Genomic DNA, 22942 nt, shown 5'->3' with positions numbered 1-22942 from the left:
TTAAAAAGCATTGACCAAAGTATCGTAAGCCTCTTTTTCGGAAACAGCCATTGGAACAATCTCCATCCCGTCCTTAAGCTGCTGAATTCCTTCGAATATGATCCTATCTCCCGGTTCAAAACTATCAGAGATGTAGTACACTCCATACCTTTGAAGGGGAACAAAGCTCCTAACCCTTACAATATTATTTTTATCTAAAATATAGACATAGCTATAATCTTGAATTTCAAAAGTGGACTTTTGAGGAATCAAAAATATATCATCGAGCATATTATCCATCTGAACTTTCCCACTAGCTCCATGCTTGATCAATTGGTCAGGATTAGGAAATCGAACCCTAAAAGCTATCGAACCCGTCCCCTTCTCAAAATCAGCCTCCATGGTTTCTAGCTTACCCACATAAGGGTAAGTCTGTCCATCAGATAGAATCAAAGACACCACTTCATCGCCATTTTCATCAGACTCTGAAACTTCCTCCAATCGATCCCTCATGTATTTCAAATATTCATTTTCAGTGACTTTATAGTATGCGAAAACCTCTGAAATATCAGTGATATTGGTCAAGAGATCTCCAGCCGTCACCAAGCTTCCTGTTTTGTAGGGAATCCTATCAACTATCCCATCAAAAGGTGCTTTGATGGTCGTGTATGACAAACCAGTTTGGGCATTTTTAAGCAAAGACTCAGCTTCCAGAATTGCTGATTGGGATACAGAATTTTTGGCTCTTGCCAACTCAAGTTCTGAAGAGGAAATTATTTTCTTATCGACCAATATTTTCAATCTTTCCACTTCCAAAGCAGTGGACTTGGCTTCTGCTCTTGCTTGCATCAGCTTTGCATTTGCAGAATTCACCATTTCATTGAATTCATTGGATGTTAATTGAAACAGAGATTGACCTTTTTTGACAAATTGGCCTTCATCTACATAAATTTTAGCTACAAAACCTTCAACTTTGGCTCTTACCTCTACAAACTGTACAGCTTGTAGGTCACACACGTATGTTTTTGGTACTTCGATGGATTTTGGTTGCAATTCCAAGACAGGAATATCAGCCAAAATAATTTTATCTTGACTTTTTCCATTTCCAGACTGACAGGAAACAAAGCCTATGCTTAGCAAAAGCACAAAAGAGATTTTGGAAAGACGGTACATACAAGTCTTTCCAAAAGATTTAAACAAACCTTTTGAATTCATTTTAATAAGAAATAAATGATTGATGTGTTGCCTATTAGGCAAATCTTAAGCAATAATAAAACCGAACAAATAATTGATCAGGGGGCGTTGGAGGCAATTACTTTCTCCAAAACAAATTGAAAATATGGTATTTCACCACTGAAGCCTAAAAAGGAAATTTTAACGAATTCTGTATTTAAGGTCAGATTATTTACCAATACATCAAAAATCTTGACAATCTCAAGTCTTTGAACTTTGGATAATTTATTAACTGACTGATTACGAAGTAAGGAAGTAGGAAAATCTACGTAGTCAAAATCTGCTTCATCTACAAACTCTCCAACATAAACAGGCTCCTCAACTTGCTCAAAACCATCTCCAACAGCTAAAACAGAGAAAAAGAAGGCCATCATTACAGCTAAACACTGTAAAGGCTTCTTAAATCTATTTCTGAGCTTTTGAATCATGATGCAAAATTATATAATTTTTAAGATTTTCTAGAAATATTTATTCAAACGGAAGTTAGCCCCCAAATAGTTTCCAATTAATTCAACCAAACATATAGATTTTTATGGAAATTATATTTTATGAAATAGATTACAAGCAGAAGTAAAAATCATTCTATAAAATGAAAACCAAATTTTTATAATATTTATGTATGATTCATAATAGCCTTATATTTTGAAAACTTATCCTTTGGATAGGTTTTTAATTTTAGGTTACCAGATAACTTTAGACCTTTGCTAGACTAATTCCAATAGCATGAAAAAAGACCTTCGAATTATTTATATGGGGACGCCTGAGTTTGCTGTACCTTCTTTGGAAATATTAGCCGAAAATGGCTGGAATGTAGTTGCAGTAATTACCGCTCCCGATAGACCGAAGGGAAGAGGACAAAAACTAATACCTTCACCAGTAAAAGAAGCTGCTCTCAAACTCAATATCCCTGTACTACAACCTACTAATCTCAAGTCACCAGAATTTCTCGATGAATTAAAATCCTATCAGGCAGACATTCAAGTAGTAGTAGCTTTCCGAATGCTCCCTGAGGTAGTTTGGAACATGCCTCCACTTGGGACATTCAACTTACATGCATCACTACTTCCAAATTACAGAGGTGCTGCTCCTATCAATTGGGCCATCATCAATGGAGAAAAAGAAACAGGGGTCACTACATTCTTCCTCAAGCATGAAATTGACACAGGAAGCATCATATTCCAAGAAAAAGAACCTATTCATCCAGAAGATAATATTGGAACCTTGTATACAAGATTGATGGAAATAGGCTCAAAACTGGTACTCAAAACAATCCAAGCTGTAGCAGCAGGGAATATTCACCCACTACCTCAGGATGAATCAAAAGCTCTACATCATGCTCCCAAAATATTCAAAGAGACTTGTGAAATAGATTGGAACAAATCTGCCATAGAAATCCATAATCTGGTACGTGGGCTCTCTCCTTATCCTGCAGCTTGGACCACTTTCTTGGATAAAAACTGTAAAATCTATCAAACAGCGATAAGTGATGAAAAACTCACTAATCTAAAGCCTGGAGAATATCATTCGGATGGTAAATCCAAATTAACTTTTCAAACTGGAAATGGCAGCCTCAATATTCTAGAGCTACAACTAGAAGGAAAAAAAAGAATGCCAATAGCTGACTTCCTGAGAGGCAATAAATTATCTTAAAAATAACAATTAAAAAACTTGTCAATTGTCTGATTTTTTCCGACATTTGTTATGTAATAAAAAAATCAAGAGCCATGGGAATTGTCAATGATTTCGTTGCCAGCTATGGATTTGCAGGAGATAGACTCTCACTACGCCTCGCAAAGACCAGCCGCAATGGTCTAGCTTATGAAGATTTCTCAAATATTGTAGCAGATAGCCCTATTCCAGAAGAGAGTTGGGCTGACCTCTTGCACGTATCGGAGAGGACCATGCAGCGCTACAAAAAAGACCAAAAGCCTTTTGAATCAATTCATTGTGAGCGCATCCTTAAATTAGCCATGCTCTTCAAGTTTGGTGAGGAGGTATTTGGCGATATGGATTTATTCAAATCATGGCTTTTTGAGACTTCTATTCCTTTAGGTTCACAGACTCCCTTTTCGCTCTTAGACACCTCTTTTGGAATGGACTTAGTCAAGGACGAGCTAGGGAGGATTCAGCATGGTATTTTTGTATGATAGTCTATCGCATCAGCAGAGAAGCATACGCTAATGACCTAAGTGGAAAAGGTGCCATGCTCTATGGTGCAAGATGGAATAGTAAAGGAAAACCTGCACTTTACACAGCTGCTTCCATATCTTTGGCCATGTTGGAAGTAGCCGTACACATCAATCCTATTAAAGTCCCCAAAGACCTACAATTGGTCAAAATCCAAGTTCCAGAATTGTTAATTAAAAAAGTCCCAATGGAGGACTTGGATCCTTCTTGGAAAGAATCTCCTCCTAGCCACTTTACCCAAGATATAGGAGACGAATTTTTATTGGAGAGGAAATATTTTATACTTCAAGTTCCTTCGGCTGTGGTACCTGAGGAGAATAATTATATAATCAACCCCATGCATCCTCAATTTGACAACTTAGAAATACTTTCAATTTCACCACTTCGATTTGACGCTAGACTTTTTCCCTAATCAGCACTTCTCTACCGCCTACCTCCTTGATCATTAATAGATTCTAAAATTTAACAATCGTATTTTTTGAATTTCATCACAGCAAATGGTAATTTTAGACCCTTATTTAAAATCTATTTGTTATGAAAAAAATGATAAAACTTTTCTTACTGATTTTTCTCTTATCATCAGCAGCAGAATCAGAAGCACAAATTGGCAACAGATTGAAGCAAGCAGCGAGTAGAGGACTTAGTAATGCTTTAGAAAAGAGAGTTGAAAAAGAAGCGGAGAATATCGCCCAAAGACAACTTGAAAAAGCATTTGAAAACATCTATGGTTCTGACATGCCTTCTGGTGGGTTCAACATGGAAAAAATCCTGAGTGGAATTTCTATGGATGTAGAAGTTTCAGATACTTATAAGTTTGACGGTTACACAACCATGGTTGTCAAAAGTGTAGATGAAAAAGGGAAAGATTTAGACCCTTTTATGATGAAAACATATATCTCTGAAAGTGACAATGCAGTTGCGATGGAATTTGAAAATCAGGATAAAAAAAGTAATGCCAAGACCGTTCTCATCTATGATATGGAGCGAAATGCTTCGATTTTCTTAATAGATTCCGATGGAAAGAAAAATAGCATGGCTTATAGTTATGATTTTGAAGCAATGTCAGAGGGAGTAGATATGACAGATTGGGAAAACGATTTGGAAGATGCGGATTTCACCATTCGCAAATCAGGCAATAGCAAAGTCATACATGGATATACCTGTGAAGAATATATTGCAGAATCAGAAGATGGAAAAGCAATATATTGGATTACAGATAAGCCAATCAAAGGAAGTGGATCATTTTGGGGTGAAGGAAATCCTCTTATGGGCACCAAAGCTTATCAGCAGCAAAGCACTAAAATGGACAATCTTCCAAATGGCCACATGATGGAGATGTATTTCGAAAGCCACAAAGATCAATCTAAAAGCGAAATTAAGATAACTGAGATCAATGATAACAGCCCTTCTAGTTTTATTATGAAGGACTATCCAAATATCCTCAAAGGAGAAAATAAATAAGAAAAGGTTACCAATCTAAATTATTAAAAAAAAGTCCATCTATTTTAAAAGAATTGATGGACTTTTCATTTTTTAGATGCAGGTCTGTTGTCATAAATAAAAAACATTTCCAATTAGCATGGCTCCAAACTAGTCCAAAACATAAAATATCGAATACTCTAAATTCATTTTGACAATTTGATTTTTTGCCTTCAAAAACCTTGGTATCTTGTGTTCCTAACCTATAGTATACCGTCTTGAAAATTTCCCTAATCGTCGCCAAAGCCAAAAACAATGTAATAGGCAAAGACAATCAGTTAATTTGGAGACTTTCTTCAGATTTGAAGCTCTTCAAAAAACATACAACAGGCCACCATATCATCATGGGTAGAAAAACCTATGAATCAATGGGCAAACCACTGCCCAATCGCACTTCAATCGTTATTAGTAGAAATAAAGACTTTAAAATTCCAGAGGGTCATCATCTAGTCAATTCCCTTGAAGAGGCGATTCAATTGGGTATAAGTAGAAACTTAGATCAAGTGTTTATCATTGGTGGAGCACAAATATATAAGGATGCAATACAGTTTTGTGATGAAATGCTCATCACCGAAGTGGATGCGGAGCCTGACGGGGATGTCTTTTTCCCAGAATTCGACTCCAAGGCTTGGAAGATTGTCCAGTCAGAACAATTCTCTAAGGATGAAAAAAACGAGTATGATTTCAAGTTTGTGATTTACAAAAGAGTCAATCCATGAAAGCATCAGTAGTATGGATCACAGGAGCATCTTCTGGAATAGGCGAGGCCTTGGTAAGGGCTTACCATGAAGGTGGCTGGAAAGTAATCATATCCAGTAGAAAAAGAGAAGCTTTAGAAAAAGTAAAAGCAACTTGTCAAAATTCAGAAACCATCTATATACTCCCTTTAGACCTTGCTGATAGCTCCCTATTCTCTGAAATAGTAGCAGAAGCAGTCAAGGCATTTGGGCACATAGACCTTTTGATCAACAATGGAGGAATTAGCCAAAGATCCCTTGCCTTAGAAACTCGTCTAGAAGTGGATAGAAGAATAATGGAGATTGATTTTTTCGGAACAATCGCTTTGAGTAAGGCGATTCTCCCACACTTTGTAGCTAGAAAATCAGGGCATTTTGGTGTTGTGAGCAGTTTAGTTGGGAAATTTGGTTCCCCTTATAGGTCATCTTATGCCGCTGCCAAGCATGCTCTGCATGGTTTCTTTGATTCCTTGAGAGCTGAGATATATAAAGAAAACATTGGGGTAACTATGATTTGTCCCGGTTTCATACGCACCAATGTCTCCATCAATGCCCTCACGGCTGATGGCACTCCACTTAACGAAATGGATGATGCACAGGACAAAGGAATGAGTCCCGAAGATTGTGCCCAAGCAATCAAAAAGGCTTTAGATCGCAAAAAAGAGGAAGTGCTAATAGGGGGAAAAGAAGTTTTGGCGGTATACTTGAAGCGTTTCTTCCCAAAAGTCTTTTCAAAACTTATCAGAAAAGCCAAAGTTAGATAGTCGAGAGATTACACTAAAAATCACATTACTAATCATTCTCTTTAAGCATAAGATTACCCAAAAATGACCAATTACAAAGAGATCACAGCCGAGATTTTAGCCATAGGAGACGAGCTTCTTTATGGTCAGATCATAGACACCAATAGTCATTGGATCAGCCAAGAGTTGGATAAAATTGGTGTTCGGGTCGTAAGAAGAACGACCGTTGGTGATAATAGAGATTCCATGATGGCAGCATTTGAAGATGCCGAAAAGCGCGCAGATATCATCTTGATGACAGGTGGACTAGGCCCTACAAATGACGACCTGACCAAGCCACTTCTGGCAGAATACTTTAACTGTTCCATTGAACTGGTACCCGAAGCCTTGGAAGCGGTAAGGACATTTTTTGAAAAAAGAGGAAGAGAGCTTACTGAATTAAACAGATTGCAGGCTCACCTCCCCACCAAATGTACCTATGTCCCAAATGAAGTAGGAACTGCTCCAGGCATGTGGTTTGAGGAAAATGGAAAAGTTTGGATGTCTATGCCTGGTGTGCCTCATGAAATGAAGAAATTGATGAATGATTTCGTAATTCCCAAAATCAAATCACTCTACCCTCTCCCAATCATCTATCATAAAGTAATCAAGACAGTAGGGATTGGTGAAAGCTGGCTCGCAGATGTAATTAAGGACTGGGAAAAAAACCTACCAGAACATATCAAGCTGGCCTATCTCCCATCACTCGGTCAAGTCAGGTTGCGATTGACAGCTTTTGGAGATGACTATGACGAACTTCAAGCTGATGTAGAGACAGTGATCGACCAAGTCAAGCCTTTAATTGACAAGTACATCTACGGCTACAACCATGAAAGCTTGGAAGAATCCATTGGTAGACTTTTGAAACAGGCAAATAAAAAAGTAGCTTTGGCAGAAAGCTGCTCGGGAGGTTATATCTCACATCTAATTACTAGTATACCAGGAAGCAGTAAGTATTTTCAGGGCACACTAGTCCCCTATCACAATCAGTTCAAAAATGAAATTCTAGATGTGGAAGCTGAGATTTTGAAAAAGCATGGGGCTGTGAGTGAGGAAACTATCATCCAAATGGCAGAAAATATCCGAACAATGTTTGGTGCAGATTATGGCTTGGCAAGTAGTGGTATAGCAGGCCCAGATGGAGGTTGGAAAGAAAAACCAGTTGGCACGGTTTGGATCGCTTGTGCTTATGAAGGAAAAACAGTCAGTAAAAAACTGCAACTGACTCATGATAGAATGCTGAACATCCAGTTGACAGCTGTAGCAGCATTGAATTTGTTACGATTATGTATTTTAGGAAAAACAGAATAAAAATTTTATTAAATGATTTTGTATTACCTAAAATAAAATTTAATTTTAAAAGTCAGAAATAAACCCAATTAAATAATACAAACATGGCAACTGTAGAAATGGTAATGCCCAAGATGGGTGAAAGCATTATAGAGGGAACCATCCTAACTTGGCTAAAGAAAGAAGGAGACAAAATCGAGCAAGATGAGTCTGTCTTGGAAGTAGCTACAGATAAGGTGGATACTGAAGTCCCTGCAATTCATGGAGGCATTTTGAAGCAAATTTTAGTCAAAGAAGGAGATGTAGTTGCAGTAGGTGCTCCTATTGCCATCATAGAGACTGATGCGGAAGTAGCTACTACAACCTCTGCTCCAGCATCTTCTTCAAATGTTGCAGAGAAAGAGGATTTGATCGCAGCCGCTCCAGCGCAAACAGCTACATTGGTTTCGACATCTTCATCAGATGACTCTAAAGGTGATGATCGCTTTTATTCTCCATTGGTACAGAGTATTGCCAAGGAAGAAAACATATCCAAAGCTGAATTGGCTTCAATCTCAGGTACAGGAAAGGATGGAAGAGTCACCAAAAATGATATGCTTGCCTACCTCAAAAACAGGGGACAACAACAACCTACTCCACAAGCTACTGCCCCAAAACCATCAGCGAGCGCACCTATGCCTAAGGTAGATGTGAGTATTTCTGCCCATGACGAAATCATCGAAATGGACAGAATGCGAAAAATGATTGCTCAAAGGATGCTTGACTCCAAGCGTATTTCTCCACATGTGACTTCTTTTGTGGAAGCAGATGTAACCAATATCGTACTTTGGAGAAATAAAGTGAAAGATGCCTACAAGAAAAAAGAAGGTGAAGCACTTACTTTTACCCCTTTCTTCGTACAGGCCGTAGCCAAAGCAATCAGAGATTTCCCTATGATCAATATCTCTGTAGATGGTGAAAATATCATTAAGAAGAAAGACATCAATATTGGAATAGCGGTGGCATTGCCATCAGGAAATTTGATCGTACCTAACATCAAAAATGCCGATCAATTCAACTTGACTGGTCTTTCTAAGAAAGTAAATGACTTAGCAACAAGAGCTAGAAACAACAAACTTTCCCCAGACGAGCTAGGAGGAGGAACATATACCATTTCTAATGTGGGTTCATTTGGCAACGTCATGGGTACACCGATCATCATGCAGCCGCAAGTAGCAATCCTTGCAGTAGGTGCGATCACCAAAAAACCTGCTGTAGTAGAGACACCAACAGGAGATGTCATAGCCATCAGACATAAAATGTTCCTGTCGCACTCCTACGACCACCGGGTAGTAGACGGTTCTCTCGGCGGCATGTTCGTGAGAAGAGTCGCTGACTACTTGGAAGCCTTCAATTTAGAAACAGAACTTTAAAACTTGAAAAAAGAGGCCTAAAGCGCCTCTTTTTTTATTTTCAACTGATGATGTTTTTTGATAGTTAGTGCAATCTCTTGGACTTGGACAGGTTTTGTGAGATAGCCATCCATGCCTATTGATATAGCTTTATTGATGTCTTCCTGAAAAGCATTTGCTGACAAACCAATGATCGGAACAAATTTCTTTTCATCTTCCATTTGTCGAATAATCTCTGTAGCCTCTAGTCCATTCATTTTAGGCATTTGGATATCCATCAGTACAAGGTCATAGTGATTTTCTCGTACAGCTGAAACAGCCTCTACGCCATTTTTGGCAATAGTAATTTCATACCCGAGCTCTTTCATCAGCATCTGCATAAATTTCAGATTGGTTTCATTATCCTCTACCAATAAGATATCTACTGGATAGTCCTTAGCCATATCAAACCACTCAAACTCTTCTGATTTTTGCTCTGCCAATTCGCTGAGATCATGCTCATCTTCCAGCCAAACTGTTCCATATACATTGAATGAAAAAACTGATCCTTTGCCAAGCTCGCTAGTAATATTCAACTCCCCCCCCATCAATTCGATCAATTTCTCTGAAATGGCAAGTCCAAGACCAGTACCTTTGTATTCTCTTGTAGTACTTCCATCTGCTTGTACAAATGGCTGAGTCAAAGAACTGATCTTATCTGCCGCAATTCCAATCCCTGAGTCTTTGATAGTAAAATGAAGAATGACATTGGTGTCCATAAATAGTTCACCATTGATTTGAATACTAATCTCCCCCTCTTCGGGTGTAAATTTCACAGCATTACCAATAAGATTGAATAAAATTTGACCAAGTTTTGATCTATCTAGCTGTACATATTCAGGCATCAATGGGCCAAAAGTATACCTCAATCTAATCCGTTTCTCTTGGACTAGCCCATTGAAAATTTTTAAGATTTTCTCAATTTCTTTTTTAAAATGAAACTTACTTACCTCCAATTTCATCATTCCTGCTTCTATCTTGGAGTAATCAAGGATATCATTGATAATTACAGATAGTGATTGTCCTGAATCTTTGATCACTTGCAAAAACTCTTGCTGTTGAGCATCTAGATTGGTTTTCTCCATCAGACCTATGATACCCAACAAGCCATTCATAGGGGTTCTGATCTCATGGCTCATATTAGCCAAGAACTCAGACTTGGCCTTGTTTGCAAGCTCAGCCGCCTCCATGGCTTCTTGTAGCCCCTTCTCCCAAAGTTTTTGACCAGTAATATCTCTGGCAATGGAAATCACCCGGTCATCATCTAACTTGAAAAGCCTCGTTTCAAAAATCTTTTTACCCGATTGGGAAATGGCCTCAAATTCAATATTAACGAGTTTTCCAGTACGTTTCACCTTCTCAAAGCCTTCCATAATTTCTAAACTCAAAGGCTCAGGAAGAACATCTTTTATGTATTTACCTATCGATTCTCGAGCAGGTCTTATCAACAAACTTTCGTCTTGGACATAATAATCTAAGAATACACCTTCATTATTATATATAAAAATGATGTCAGGTAAACTTCTCAATACTGAAATCAGCCTGTTATTACTTTTGAATAATTCTTGATCTGCCAAGAATCGATCTTGAATATCAGTGCAAATGCCAACATTTCCTGTAAAATTTCCTTGGTCATCGTAAAACAACTTTTCAAACACACGTACCCTCAACCATTCTCCGGATTTTTTTTTAAAATTAAACTCCAGTGAAAAACTTTCTTCTTTATTGAGAATGGCTTTTTGAATGATAGCATCTAGTTTTTTGTCATCCTTAGGATCTATAAAAGACTTGAATCCTTGAATAAACTCTGCTTCATCATAGCCCAAAATCTTTAGGACTTCCCCACTTACGTTGGTCATCCTCCGCTCTGCATCTTGGAAATAAATGAAGCCCCTAGATTCTTGTAAGAGTAGATTTTGTTGTCTAAAGAGTGAAGCAATCTTATTTGAGTTCTGTGCAAGTTTTATATTTGACTCTTGAGAATTTTTGATAAATCGATACAGAATCAAAATCACAACCACCAGCAAAAACATCAAACCAGCTAATAAATAGGCATAGGTTGAAAAAACCCCAGAAGTAATCGATTGTCTATCTTGAACAAAAACCACGGAGAACTTTTCATTGAGTGGATATAGACTGAATGGATATTGAAAAATCAACGCTTCAAATTCTCTATTCTCTGGTTGATTTGACAAAAACCCCTGATAGCTACCCCTTAAACCTATATCTATATCCTTTTGGATAGCCTTGAATACATCCGGCTGAATGCTGTACCCCTTAGTAGGCATATATTCAAAAACACCAAAAAGTTGTCCATTGAAGTACAAGAGTTTCTCACTATTAATTCCCAAATAGTAATTGCCAAGTTGATCTCCAAGAAACCTATCTATATTGACTGCTACCCAGATTTTTACATTTTTCACAGGATTTTCAAAATTGATGTAAGCCGCCTTATCTTGGATAGCTTCATCAATGGTGTCAAAAGAGTTTTTAATAAAGTTATTTCTTTGATCAAAATAAAAAGTCACAACTTGATCTGGAAATTCAACCACAATAGTATCTAAGAGATTGCGATGATTGTTGAAAATCCTTCTTGTCCTCCCTTCAAACGCCAATTGCTCGTTAGGGACATCGTAAGTCCAAGGCTCAAGGTTATTGACAAAAAAGACCATATCATCATATGTAATACCAAAATGATTCTGTATATCTTTTGCAGCCAATTCCACCTGCTTATTAAGAAATTGCTTTCTTGCCTCAAGTTGATTTTTGGAAAGCGCATCATAGAAATTGAAGGCTAGAAAAACCACCAGTAAAACAACCAAAATCCCAGTAACAACAAACCACCGGTAGGCCTTGCCATTAGAACTATTATACTGATTCTGAACCTTTATCATCAAATTGCTACATCTAATATTAACCAACCTGTTCTCTCCATTTTGTAAGCATGAACATCAAAACTTTCTGCTCCTTCATGGAGTAAATATTGGTCTCCACCTGAAAGCAGAAAATGGGAAATCATACTTCTAACCGCCTTACTCTTACTTTTAAAAAGATTGTATTCTTCAGGTCTAAAACTGTCGGAGGAGATTGTTTGTATGTATGTATGATTTTTCAACGGAGGTAGAGCCAAAGCTTCTATCGCTCTTGCTTTCCCTGCAATTACAGTCCCAGCTTCATCCAAAATGACCAGCTTCCGATTAGTTTGTGACAAATAAGTCTCCAAAATCACATTGATGGAAATATCAAAAGCCAGCACCATTTTGAGCTCATCACCAATATATACTGGATTCAGAAGTGAAACAACCCAACCCTTACCGACAGGATCAATATAAATCTCCTTAACCCAGACCATTTCTCTTTTTGGATTATTGACTTCATCCGCCTCATAATAAAAATTATAAGCCGTAACATCCAAATCAGGATCAAGCATCGTAGCAGCATCATAGGGTGGATATAGTCTATTGAACTGCACCTTGCTATTAAAATAAACCTGAGATATGACTTCATTATTATTAATCACCCTTCTAAAAGCTTCATCAATAGGATTAGTCAATAGCAACATTTCCTCAATTGCCTTTGGATCGGTATTGGGAATGATGGGCAGATACAATGTACTCAAAGCAGGATTTTCATTCGGAGCAGAATTAGCGTAATGTCCTTCAATCTTGTACATATTACGATCTGCCAGAGCTAGTACACTGTCTTTTGAGGCATAAAGTTTTTGAATTAGATTTTCCAAACCTTGTAGTTCTTGTTCCAAAGCCTCAAAATCAAAATCAAGCAAAGCAATAAAGGCTTTTACCTCCATTGAATTTCTCTCATAGGAACTGTTCTTGTTTGGTTGACAAGAAGCGATTAAAAGAAAAAGAATTAGAAAAAATGATGGCTTGTGTCTCATAAACCTCCAGGCTTTGCATAAAGCTAAAGATTTTCAAGCTGTTTTTGAAATGATTGTCCCATTTCTTTGAATCTCAACTTGACAGCTTCAAAAAAATCTGATTCATAGAAAGTATTCAAGTCAGTCTCATCAAGGACATCCATTTCTGGAATCTTGAAAGTTTGCTCCATCGGACCAAGCTCAAATTTGATTAAATATTTATTATTCCAAGAGAATATGGATATCCTGATATCGTCCTTGACAAACTCCTGCACTACTCTCATGCTGGTCTTTTTACTTCTGAACTGTAAGTAATTTCGGATTTCAAAGATGAAGCCACTGAACAATACTTATCTACCGACAAAGCTACTACCTTGGCAAACTCTTCTTCTGTGGCATCCGGTGAAACCAAGACAAATTTCAAGTGGATACTTTTATAAAATGCAGGAATCCCATCATTTCTATCTCCTTCTGCTTCTACATAAAAGTCGACTATCGTTTTACGCTTTTTCTTCATCATCACCACCGCATCTACAGATCCACAGCCTGCTAATGCAGATAGCAGTAGATCCATTGGGGATTGTGCTTGCTTATTTGGCGCATCATACATGTCTATCTCCACCTTATTGCCCTGTTGATTGACAGCTTCATATTCGTAGTCCGCTTTCATGCGTACTGTAACACTTCTCTTACTCATAACTTAAAGATTCTAAATTCTAATTTCCACCTTCCAAACTCATACAACCCATCATCCTTCCTCTTTCATCCTTCACTACATATTTCTCCTATACTGGCCACCTACTTCATAAAGGGCATTGGTAATTTGTCCAAGAGAACAGTATTTGGCTGCATCCATGAGTTGAGCGAAGATATTTTCATTTTTGATCGCTGCTTCTTGCAATTTTCTCAACCAAGCAGCTGACTGGTCTTCATTTCTTTTGTGTAAACTATTCAAAGTAGTGATTTGTGCTTCCTTTTCGTCGATAGTTGCACGGATCACTTCTCCAGGTGTCACTGTAGGGGAACCTTCTGAAGAAAGGAAGGTATTCACCCCGATAATCGGATACTCTCCAGTATGCTTCAACATCTCGTAATGCAGGCTTTCCTCTTGAATCTTTCCTCTTTGGTACATGGTTTCCATTGCGCCTAGTACACCTCCACGCTCAGTGATTCTGTCAAACTCAGCGTAGACAGCTTCTTCTACCAAGTCGGTCAGCTCTTCTATGATGAAGGCGCCTTGAAGTGGGTTTTCATTCTTAGCCAATCCAAGCTCTTTGTTGATGATCAGCTGAATCGCCATTGCTCTTCTTACTGATGCTTCCGTAGGGGTAGTGATCGCCTCATCATAAGCATTGGTATGTAGCGAGTTACAGTTATCGTAGATTGCATAAAGTGCTTGTAGGGTCGTTCTGATATCATTGAAATCGATCTCTTGTGCATGCAATGACCGCCCAGAAGTCTGTATATGGTATTTCAACATTTGAGATCGTTCGTTGGCATTGTACTTCAGTTTCATGGCTTTGGCCCAGATTCTTCTGGCCACTCTACCGATCACTGCATACTCAGGATCGATTCCATTGGAGAAGAAGAAAGAGAGGTTTGGAGCAAATTTATTAATATCCATACCTCTAGATACATAGTACTCTACATAAGTGAAACCATTGGATAGGGTCAGCGCTAATTGAGTAATTGGGTTGGCTCCTGCTTCTGCTATGTGATATCCTGAAATAGATACAGAATAGAAGTTTCTGATTTGATTTTCTATGAAATACTGCTGCACATCACCCATCAGTCTCAAGGAAAACTCTGTAGAGAAAATACAAGTGTTCTGCGCTTGATCCTCCTTCAGAATATCCGCTTGCACGGTTCCTCTTACTTTGGCGACAGTTTCAGCTTTGATCTTGGCATAAACTTCCGCAGGCAGTACTTCATCCCCCGTTACACCAAGCAACATCAAACCCAACCCATCATTACCCTCTGGAATTGGGGCATTGTAAGTAGGTCTTGGAATCCCCTTTTCTTTGTAAATCGCCTCAATTTTAGCATTTACCTCTTCTTCCAAGCCATTTTCCTTGATATAAAGTTCACACTGTTGATCAATTGCGGCATTCATAAAGAACGCTGTCATTGTCGCCGCAGGTCCATTTATGGTCATAGACACAGAGGTCATTGGATCTGCTAAATTGAAACCAGAATAAAGCTTCTTAGCGTCATCTAAGCAGCAAATGTTCACTCCCGAGTTTCCTATCTTCCCATAGATATCAGGTCTATAGTCAGGGTCTTCGCCATACAGGGTCACCGAGTCAAAAGCTGTAGAAAGCCGCTTTGCAGGCAGCCCTTTGGAAACATAGTGGAAACGCTTATTGGTACGCTCTGGCCCACCTTCCCCAGCAAACATCCTTGTAGGATCCTCTCCTTCTCTTTTGAAAGGGAATACGCCAGATGTGTAAGGAAACTCTCCAGGAACATTCTCTGTTAGCCCCCATTTTAGTAAATCTCCCCAAGCTTCGTATCGAGGAAGGGACACCTTTGGAATGCTGCTACCAGACAAAGAAGTGGTATACGTTTTTACCTTGATTTCCTTATCTCTCACTTTGAATAAATAGTACTCATCTCTGTATTGTTGTGATTTGGCTGGCCATTCCTCTAGCCATTTCTTATTCTTTGGATCCAGCTCTAGCTCCACTTCAGCATAGACTTCTTGGAGTTCCTTGACCAACCTATCTTTATCCCCTACTTGGGTATTTTGAATGGCTTCTATAGATTTTTGAATGCTATATAACTTTTGAGCAACTTCCTTTTGATCCGCTACCCACTTGTCATAGTTCCTGTTATTCTCAGAAATCTCAGATAGATACCTAGTTCTAGCAGGAGGAATTATGTAAATCTTCTCAGACATTTCTCCCGTAACTTCAAACGAAGTGTTCAAGTCAACCCCAGTTTTTTCTTTTAGTTTATTGATGATAGCCTTGTACAAGCTATTCATACCTGGGTCATTGAATTGAGACGCGATGGTTCCGAATACTGGAATATCCTCGTCAGCTATGTCCCAAAGGTTGTGATTACGTTTATATTGCTTCTTGACATCTCGAAGTGCATCTTGCGCGCCCCTTTTATCAAACTTATTCAAGGCAATCACATCAGCAAAATCCAACATGTCGATTTTCTCCAGCTGTGTAGCTGCACCATACTCAGGTGTCATCACATAGAGTGACATATCAGAATGCTCAATGATCTCTGTATCGGACTGACCAATTCCTGAAGTTTCTAAGATGATCAAGTCAAAATCAGCTGCTTTGACAATATCAACCGCATCTTGCACATACTTTGACAAGGCTAAGTTGGACTGTCTTGTAGCCAAGGAGCGCATGTAAATATTTGGGTGATTGATGGCATTCATACGAATCCTATCGCCAAGCAAGGCTCCACCAGTTTTTCTCTTGGAAGGATCTACGGAAATGATAGCCATATTTTTATCCTTGAAATCAATCAAGAACCTTCTTACCAATTCATCTACCAGTGAAGACTTACCTGCTCCTCCAGTTCCAGTGATTCCGAGCACAGGAGTCTTGCTTTCACTAGCCTTTACTCTGATCTGAGCCAAAAGTTCTTTGCTTTCCTCTGGAAAATTCTCAGCTGCAGAGATCAACCTACCCAACTCCTTTTTATCTGTCTTGTCTAGGCTATCTAGACCCTTATGATTGTCTCCAACTGGAAAATCTGATTTTTGAACCAAATCATTGATCATCCCCTGCAGCCCCATCGCTCTCCCATCATCAGGGGCATAGATTCTGGTAATGCCATACTGATGCAATTCCTTGATTTCTTCAGGGAGAATTGTACCTCCTCCTCCACCAAAGATCTTGATATGCCCTGCTCCTTTTTCATGGAGTAAATCATACATGTATTTGAAAAATTCCACATGGCCACCTTGGTAAGAAGTAATGGCAATAGCCTGTACATCTTCTTGGATCGCGCAGTCTACGATTTCCTGAACTGACCTATTGTGCCCTAAATGGATCACCTCACAACCTGTAGCTTGGATGATCCTGCGCATTATATTGATGGCAGCATCATGGCCATCAAATAAGGACGCAGCGGTGACAATCCGAATATGATTTTGTGGTTTATAAATCTCTGAAGTAACTGACATATCAATGAATTGGGTTTATTTCTTTTAATATCAAAAACTATTGTAGCTTTCGTTTTAATGCTTTTTGAATGTGCTTGCGAATATAAGAAAAATAGAAGACTCAATCAGTAAGATAAGACAAGGATTTCGAAATATTATTCTGAATAAGCGATTCATTTCTTGGTGATTCCAAAAACAAAACAAATAATGCAAAGTCATTCAAAACAAAATATAATATTTTAAGAATAAGTGAAATCAGCTTATTAACTGATTTTTGTCATGAAAATCACACCAGAATTGAGCGTACTTTGTGCAAAGAAAAATTCTAATGCTTATCTTAAAGATTCGTTAGTAAATAAATCTAAGCACCATGAAGCTATCCCTCTACCTAGGCACCTATAAACGTGTAAAAGTTTTTATTCATTGGACATTTTCTTTGCTCTTACTCTGGATTATCATATCGAATCTTAGGGCTAATACTCCTGTAGAAGATATACTATGGACTCTTTTATTTGTGTTTGGACTATTCTTCTGCGTGATTCTCCATGAATTTGGACATGCGCTGGCTGCCCAGAAATACGGCATCAACACAAAGGACATCACCCTACTTCCTATCGGAGGCCTTGCGAGGCTCGAAAAAATCCCTGAAGAGCCAAAGCAAGAACTATGGGTTGCAATAGCTGGACCTCTAGTGAATATCGGGATTTTTGTTATCCTCTCAATAATCCTAGCTTTTACTGGGTATGACCTTGAGCGTTTAGAAAACTTAAACATCAATGGAAGTACCATGATTCTTTATTTAGCGTCAGCCAATTTGATCCTTGCGCTTTTCAATATGCTCCCCGCATTTCCTATGGATGGAGGAAGAGTTTTAAGAGCATTTCTAGCCATAAGACTTCCTAGAGCCAAAGCTACTCGAATTGCTGGAAGCATAGGTCAACTTTTAGCTATTGCTTTTGTATTCTACGGACTGTTCAATAACCCCATCTTGGTTTTGATAGGCATCTTCATTTTCCTTGGGGCTGCTGCCGAGGTGAACCATACATCGCAAGCCAGCTTTTTGAAAGGTTTTAAGGTAAAAGATGCCATGATGCTCAAATTTCAAATCTTAGCTTATGATGCCCCCCTATCTAAAGCCACAGAAAAACTACTGGATAGTCAAGCGACACATTTTGTAGTTGTCAAAGATGATGTGGCTGTAGGCACGCTGAGTAAAGATCAAATCATACAAGGACTAAAAGAGGGTGGTTCAAACCTGAAAATTGAAGAAGTAACTGACTTCAATCCATTCAAGATAGAAACAGAAGAATCGCTAGAAGAAGCATGGCGAAATATGATGACCAAGCAAAGAAAGGTAGCCTTTGTGATCGAAAACGGCCACTTTTTAGGCATTCTCGATCAAGAAAATATCACTGAATTTATTCTAGTAAAATCTGCGCTTTCTAATGATTGAGACAATTAAAGATCCTTATTTAAAACCAGCAGAAGAAATTCTAGAGGGATTAAAATCAAGTACCGAAGGGTTAACTGATGCAGAAGCTAGTTTGCGACTTGCCAAATTTGGTAAAAACAGTCTTCCAGATCCAGCAAAGAAATCACTATTAAAGCTAATCATCAAGCAATTCAACCATTTGATGGTTTATATCCTGCTGATTGCCGCTGGTATATCCTATGCCACTGCGCATTATATTGATGTCTATGTGATACTGGGTATCATCCTGATCAATGCCATCATAGGATTTGTCCAAGAATACAAAGCAGAGGGTGCCTTAGCAGCATTGAAAGGGCTGTTGGTTCCGAAATGCAAGGTTATTAGAAATGGCAATTTAATCAGCATCAACTCAGAGGAATTAGTCCCTGGAGATATTATTGCCTTGGAAGAGGGAGATATTGTTCCAGCCGATGCACGGATCATTTACGAGAAAAATGCAAGGACAGCAGAAGCTTCCCTGACTGGAGAGTCTGTTCCTGTTCAGAAATCAGAAAAGCAACACTTAGAGGCATGCGGATTTTCAGACCAGAAAAACATGGTATGGAAGAGTACATTCGTAGCCAGTGGTAGTATCAGAGCTGTGGTCACCTCTACTGGATTAGGCACTCAGATAGGGCAAATTGCCTCAAGTTTGAAGAGTATTCTTCCTAAGAAGACAAACTTCCAAAATAAGACTGACAAGCTAGCGCTTCAGATGGCCTATTTAGCAATTGGGAGTGCACTTATTTTATTTGTGGTTGGCTACTTTGTGTTAGAAGTAGAGACTAGTGAGCTACTTTTAATTTCCATTGCTGCTTTGGTATCCGCTATTCCTGAAGGCTTGCCGGCCGTACTTTCTATTGTCTTAGCAGTAGGTTCCTATAGGATGTCTCAAAAAAATGCCATCATCCGCGAAATGACAGCTACAGAAAGTCTGGGATCAGTCAGCACCATCATCACTGACAAGACCGGAACCCTCACTCAGAACACCATGACCATCAAAAAAATCTGGGGCTTAGGCAAATCTGACATTGAAGTCAGTGGAGAAGGTTGGGATAGTACGGGTGAATTTATCGGTGAAAAAGAAGATATAGCTGGAGCCAATGCCCTCCTTGAAATCGCAGCCCACTGCCATCAATCCAGTATCCAAATCAAGGAAAGTGACCAAATCAACATCATCGGAGACCCTACTGAGGCTGCTTTTTTGGTGTTGGCTAACAAAGCAGGCAAAAAAAGAACTCTCAAGATCATTGAAGACATTGCCTTCAGTTCCGAATTGAAATTCAGATCAACATTAGTAAGAAAAGATCAAGACGAATTACGCTTTTACATTGGTGCACCTGAACCCATTTTAGAAAGATGTCATTTTTTCCTCAATAATCAGGGTGAGTCTCAAGAGTTGACTGAGCATGATAAAAGAGAGATCCATTCAAAAATACAAGCCTGGTCAGAAGACAGCCTTCGCGTACTTGCTTTGGCTAGAAAAAAGGGGATTAATCTAGAAAAGGACGAATACTTAGAGTTTGTTGGGATAGCAGGCATGATGGACCCTCCGAGACCCGAGGTAATTCCGGCTGTAGCTTCCTGCCACCAAGCAGGGATCAGAGTCATCATGGCTACTGGTGACCATGCTAGCACGGCACTTTCCATCGCTCAGAAAGTAGGCATAGCCAAAGCAGGTCGAACATTGGTCTATACAGATTCAGAGCTTCAAGCCATGTCTGAGGAGGAATTCAAAGTCGCAGTGCAAAATGCCGATGTTTTTTCTAGGTTGACTCCATTGATGAAGTTGAAAATAGCCAAAGCACTGCAAGCCGAGGGAGAGCTTGTGGCGATGACAGGTGATGGTGTCAATGACGCTCCAGCCTTGAAGCAGGCAGACATTGGTATTGCTATGGGTATCATGGGTACTGATGTGGCCAAAGACGCTTCATTGATGGTTTTAGCGGATGATAATTTCTCAACAATCGTCCATGCCATCGAACAGGGAAGAATCGTATTCAACAATGCCAGAAGAACAAGTTTCTTCTTGATCACAACAAATTTTGCGGAAATATTGACCCTGATCACTTCGATTTCATTTGGTCTGCCTTTACCATTGACAGCGACACAGATTCTTTGGATCAATATTGTTACGGATGGATTTTGCGACAAGGCCTTAGCAGCTGAAAAAGGCAAAGGTCGAGAGCTTACTTCCCCTCCTATCAGTCCAAAAGAAAATATCATCAATAGAAATATCATTCCTTTTCTTTTGATCAATGCGCTTATCATGACTGGCTTGGCCATTTTTGCTTTCAAATCCTATCTCCCTTTGGGGATAGAAAAAGCCAGAACAATGGTTTTTATAGTCATCGCGTTTTCTCAATTATTCAATGTCTTCAACATGCGAAATCTTGATCAGTCCATTTTCAAAATAGGATTGTTCAGCAACAAATGGGTGAATTATGCCTTAATCCTTTCCGTTATCATTCAGGTATTGATTATAGAAGTTCCAGTATTTGCTGCTCTTTTCAACTTCAAAGCAGTCAATCCTATCGAATTTCTCACTTGGATTGCCTTATCCTCACTTGTCCTGTGGGCAGGAGAGCTTTATAAATATTTCAAAAACTACAAAACTAAATAACTATGTTTAAGTACATCAGTGCAGCAGAAGCTGTCAAACATGTCAAAAGTGACCAAAGAATTTTTATTCATGGAAGTGCAGCCACTCCGACACATTTGCTTCATGCGCTAGCTGCTAGAAAGGATGAATTGCGAAATGTGGAAGTCGTATCGATTTCTACTTTGGGAGAGATGCCTCTAGCTGCTCCTGATTGCCTTGGGAGCTTCTTTATGAACTCACTATTTGTATCAGAAAATGTACGTCAGGCAGTCAATAGCGAACAAGGAGGGTATGTACCAATTTTCTTGAGTGAAATTGGAAGGCTTTTTAGAAATAATATCTTACCCATTGATGTAGCCATCCTCAATGTCTCAGAGCCAGATGAACATGGATTTTGCTCCTTGGGCGTATCTGTGGATATTGCCAAACCTGCGATAGAAACCGCCAAGGTAATCATCGCTCAAGTCAACAAACAAATGCCGAGAACACATGGAGATGGACATATCCACTTCAGTAGATTTGCAGCCGCTGTGGAAGTGGACGAGGATCTTCCACAGGTAAACTATGGGGATAAAATCGGAGAAAACGAATTGAAAATCGGTTCTTATATAGCAGAATTGATTGAAGATAAGGCCACGCTACAGATGGGAATAGGCGCCATTCCTGATGCGGTATTGAAAAAACTAACCGGGCACAAAGACCTCGGTATTCATACAGAAATGTTCTCTAATGGTGTCATAGAATTGCTAGAATCAGGTGCTATCACCAACGCTTACAAGAAAAAGCACGCTGGCAAAATCGTTACTTCTTTTGCAATTGGAAATAAAGAAATGTACCAAAAGGTCCATGACAACCCTATCTTTTCCTTCCACGAAGCGGCTTATGTCAATGATACCGCAGTCATCAGAAAAAATCCCAAAGTAGTCTCCATCAATAGTTGCCTAGAACTGGATTTGACAGGTCAGGTATGTGCAGATTCAATCGGAAGCTATCATTATTCTGGTGTAGGAGGTCAGATGGACTTTATGCGTGGAGCGGCATTGTCTGAGGGTGGTAAGCCTGTGATGGCGCTTTCCGCAGCTACGAGAAGAGGTGCAAGCAAAATCGTTCCATTCCTAAAACAAGGAGCTGGTGTAGTAACTACCAGAGCCCACATGCACTATGTAGTCACAGAATTTGGGGTAGCTTACCTCTATGGCAAAAACCTCAGACAGAGAGCCTACGCCCTCATGAATATCGCCCACCCTGACCATAGAGAAGAATTAGAAAGAGCGATTATTGATAGATTTGGGAGCTACGTGTATCCGGTGAGGTAAGGATTAGTGATTGAAAAATATGTATATACGGAACTTTGCCAGCAATGAAATTAAGCTTGGGTTTTCAGTACAAATCGATATTAATTGATATTTAAACATTATTAGATAATGTTTTACAACACCCTTTTGTGTTAGAAATTGAAGCTACTTGTAAAGAAGCGTATAATCATTTTGAAAAATTAGAACATTGGAAGATTGAGTTAGCTCAGAAAAGATTTAACAAAGAGAGAAAAGCAAAAAACCACCCGATTTGGGTGGTTTTTTAATTGATTGATAATTTGGATAAGAATTATCTAGGAAGATCATTTCCTATATATTCATTAGGGTTTGCTCCTGTTTTGTGCGGGTATATTTTAGTTGAAAATTAAGTAATTGAATTTCATTGACTTATATTATTTGATTTTGTGTTTTTGGGTGTCTCGGACTA

General features: G+C 39.0%; 18 protein-coding genes. 11 read left to right on the top strand and 7 right to left on the bottom strand.

The genetic code is table 11. The features are described from left to right. Nucleotides 1-1152: an efflux RND transporter periplasmic adaptor subunit gene (locus BW935_RS15535; RefSeq protein WP_076502741.1), complete on the bottom strand. Its 1152-nt coding sequence runs from the start codon at nt 1150-1152 to the stop codon at nt 1-3. Between the two features lie 119 nt (nt 1153-1271). Continuing rightward, a complete protein-coding gene (locus BW935_RS15530; RefSeq protein ID WP_084565971.1) occupies nt 1272-1640 on the bottom strand; it encodes a hypothetical protein in 369 nt (122 codons plus the stop codon). A gap of 295 nt (nt 1641-1935) precedes the next feature. On the opposite strand from BW935_RS15530, the gene fmt reads away from it, so the two are divergent. The 8 genes from fmt to BW935_RS15485 all read left to right on the top strand — a co-directional run bounded on the left by fmt (nt 1936) and on the right by BW935_RS15485 (nt 9099). Further along, on the top strand, nt 1936-2862 hold the full coding sequence (gene fmt, locus BW935_RS15525; RefSeq protein ID WP_076502710.1) for a methionyl-tRNA formyltransferase: 927 nt from the start codon (nt 1936-1938) through the stop codon (nt 2860-2862). Nucleotides 2863-2936: 74 nt separating this feature from the next. Continuing rightward, entirely contained in the window at nt 2937-3359 is a 423-nt protein-coding gene (gene parS / locus BW935_RS15520) for a type II RES/Xre toxin-antitoxin system antitoxin (protein ID WP_076502709.1), read from the top strand. After that, nucleotides 3356-3811 (top strand): RES family NAD+ phosphorylase, encoded by a 456-nt coding sequence (locus tag BW935_RS15515; protein WP_076502708.1) that lies wholly within the window; start codon nt 3356-3358, stop codon nt 3809-3811. Before parS ends, BW935_RS15515 begins: the two co-directional genes overlap by 4 nt. A gap of 122 nt (nt 3812-3933) precedes the next feature. Further along, nucleotides 3934-4860 carry a DUF4412 domain-containing protein gene (locus BW935_RS15510; protein ID WP_076502707.1) on the top strand — a complete coding sequence of 309 codons (927 nt, stop codon included), beginning with the start codon at nt 3934-3936 and terminating at the stop codon, nt 4858-4860. A gap of 236 nt (nt 4861-5096) precedes the next feature. Next, nucleotides 5097-5597, top strand: coding sequence for a dihydrofolate reductase (locus BW935_RS15500; protein WP_076502705.1), 501 nt, complete (start codon nt 5097-5099; stop codon nt 5595-5597). Beyond that, the gene (locus BW935_RS15495) at nt 5594-6379 is read left to right on the top strand and encodes an SDR family oxidoreductase (protein ID WP_076502704.1); all 786 of its coding nucleotides are present in this window, start codon (nt 5594-5596) and stop codon (nt 6377-6379) included. Before BW935_RS15500 ends, BW935_RS15495 begins: the two co-directional genes overlap by 4 nt. A 63-nt stretch (nt 6380-6442) precedes the next feature. After that, a complete protein-coding gene (locus tag BW935_RS15490; protein ID WP_076502703.1) occupies nt 6443-7708 on the top strand; it encodes a competence/damage-inducible protein A in 1266 nt (421 codons plus the stop codon). A gap of 83 nt (nt 7709-7791) precedes the next feature. Beyond that, nucleotides 7792-9099, top strand: coding sequence for a dihydrolipoamide acetyltransferase family protein (locus BW935_RS15485; protein ID WP_076502702.1), 1308 nt, complete (start codon nt 7792-7794; stop codon nt 9097-9099). A 17-nt stretch (nt 9100-9116) separates the two neighbouring features. Here BW935_RS15485 and BW935_RS15480 read toward each other — a convergent pair whose 3' ends face one another. The 5 genes from BW935_RS15480 to BW935_RS15460 all read right to left on the bottom strand — a co-directional run bounded on the left by BW935_RS15480 (nt 9117) and on the right by BW935_RS15460 (nt 17147). Continuing rightward, nucleotides 9117-12011 carry a PAS domain-containing hybrid sensor histidine kinase/response regulator gene (locus BW935_RS15480; protein ID WP_076502701.1) on the bottom strand — a complete coding sequence of 965 codons (2895 nt, stop codon included), beginning with the start codon at nt 12009-12011 and terminating at the stop codon, nt 9117-9119. Then, nucleotides 12011-13015 (bottom strand): cache domain-containing protein, encoded by a 1005-nt coding sequence (locus BW935_RS15475; RefSeq protein ID WP_076502700.1) that lies wholly within the window; start codon nt 13013-13015, stop codon nt 12011-12013. Before BW935_RS15475 ends, BW935_RS15480 begins: the two co-directional genes overlap by 1 nt. Before the next feature lie 23 nt (nt 13016-13038). Then, nucleotides 13039-13278 (bottom strand): hypothetical protein, encoded by a 240-nt coding sequence (locus tag BW935_RS15470; RefSeq protein ID WP_076502699.1) that lies wholly within the window; start codon nt 13276-13278, stop codon nt 13039-13041. Then, on the bottom strand, nt 13275-13691 hold the full coding sequence (locus BW935_RS15465) for an OsmC family protein (protein ID WP_076502698.1): 417 nt from the start codon (nt 13689-13691) through the stop codon (nt 13275-13277). The genes BW935_RS15470 and BW935_RS15465 overlap by 4 nt, the downstream gene beginning before the upstream one ends. Before the next feature lie 75 nt (nt 13692-13766). Continuing rightward, nucleotides 13767-17147 (bottom strand): methylmalonyl-CoA mutase family protein, encoded by a 3381-nt coding sequence (locus BW935_RS15460; protein ID WP_076502697.1) that lies wholly within the window; start codon nt 17145-17147, stop codon nt 13767-13769. 349 nt (nt 17148-17496) lie between these two features. Between BW935_RS15460 and BW935_RS15455 the strand changes: the two genes are divergently transcribed. From BW935_RS15455 to BW935_RS15445, 3 genes are read left to right on the top strand one after another with little or no spacing between them, the layout of a single operon-like run. Further along, nucleotides 17497-18579: a site-2 protease family protein gene (locus tag BW935_RS15455; protein ID WP_076502696.1), complete on the top strand. Its 1083-nt coding sequence runs from the start codon at nt 17497-17499 to the stop codon at nt 18577-18579. Then, nucleotides 18572-21220 carry a cation-translocating P-type ATPase gene (locus BW935_RS15450; RefSeq protein WP_076502695.1) on the top strand — a complete coding sequence of 883 codons (2649 nt, stop codon included), beginning with the start codon at nt 18572-18574 and terminating at the stop codon, nt 21218-21220. The genes BW935_RS15455 and BW935_RS15450 overlap by 8 nt, the downstream gene beginning before the upstream one ends. Nucleotides 21221-21222: 2 nt before the next feature. Beyond that, nucleotides 21223-22515, top strand: coding sequence for an acetyl-CoA hydrolase/transferase family protein (locus BW935_RS15445; protein ID WP_076502694.1), 1293 nt, complete (start codon nt 21223-21225; stop codon nt 22513-22515). Nucleotides 22516-22942: the final 427 nt, after the last annotated feature.

The sequence above is a fragment of the Belliella pelovolcani genome, from assembly GCF_900156785.1.
GTDB classification, from domain to species: Bacteria; Bacteroidota; Bacteroidia; order Cytophagales; family Cyclobacteriaceae; genus Belliella; species Belliella pelovolcani.
This window is presented reverse-complemented; position numbering and strand designations above follow the sequence as displayed.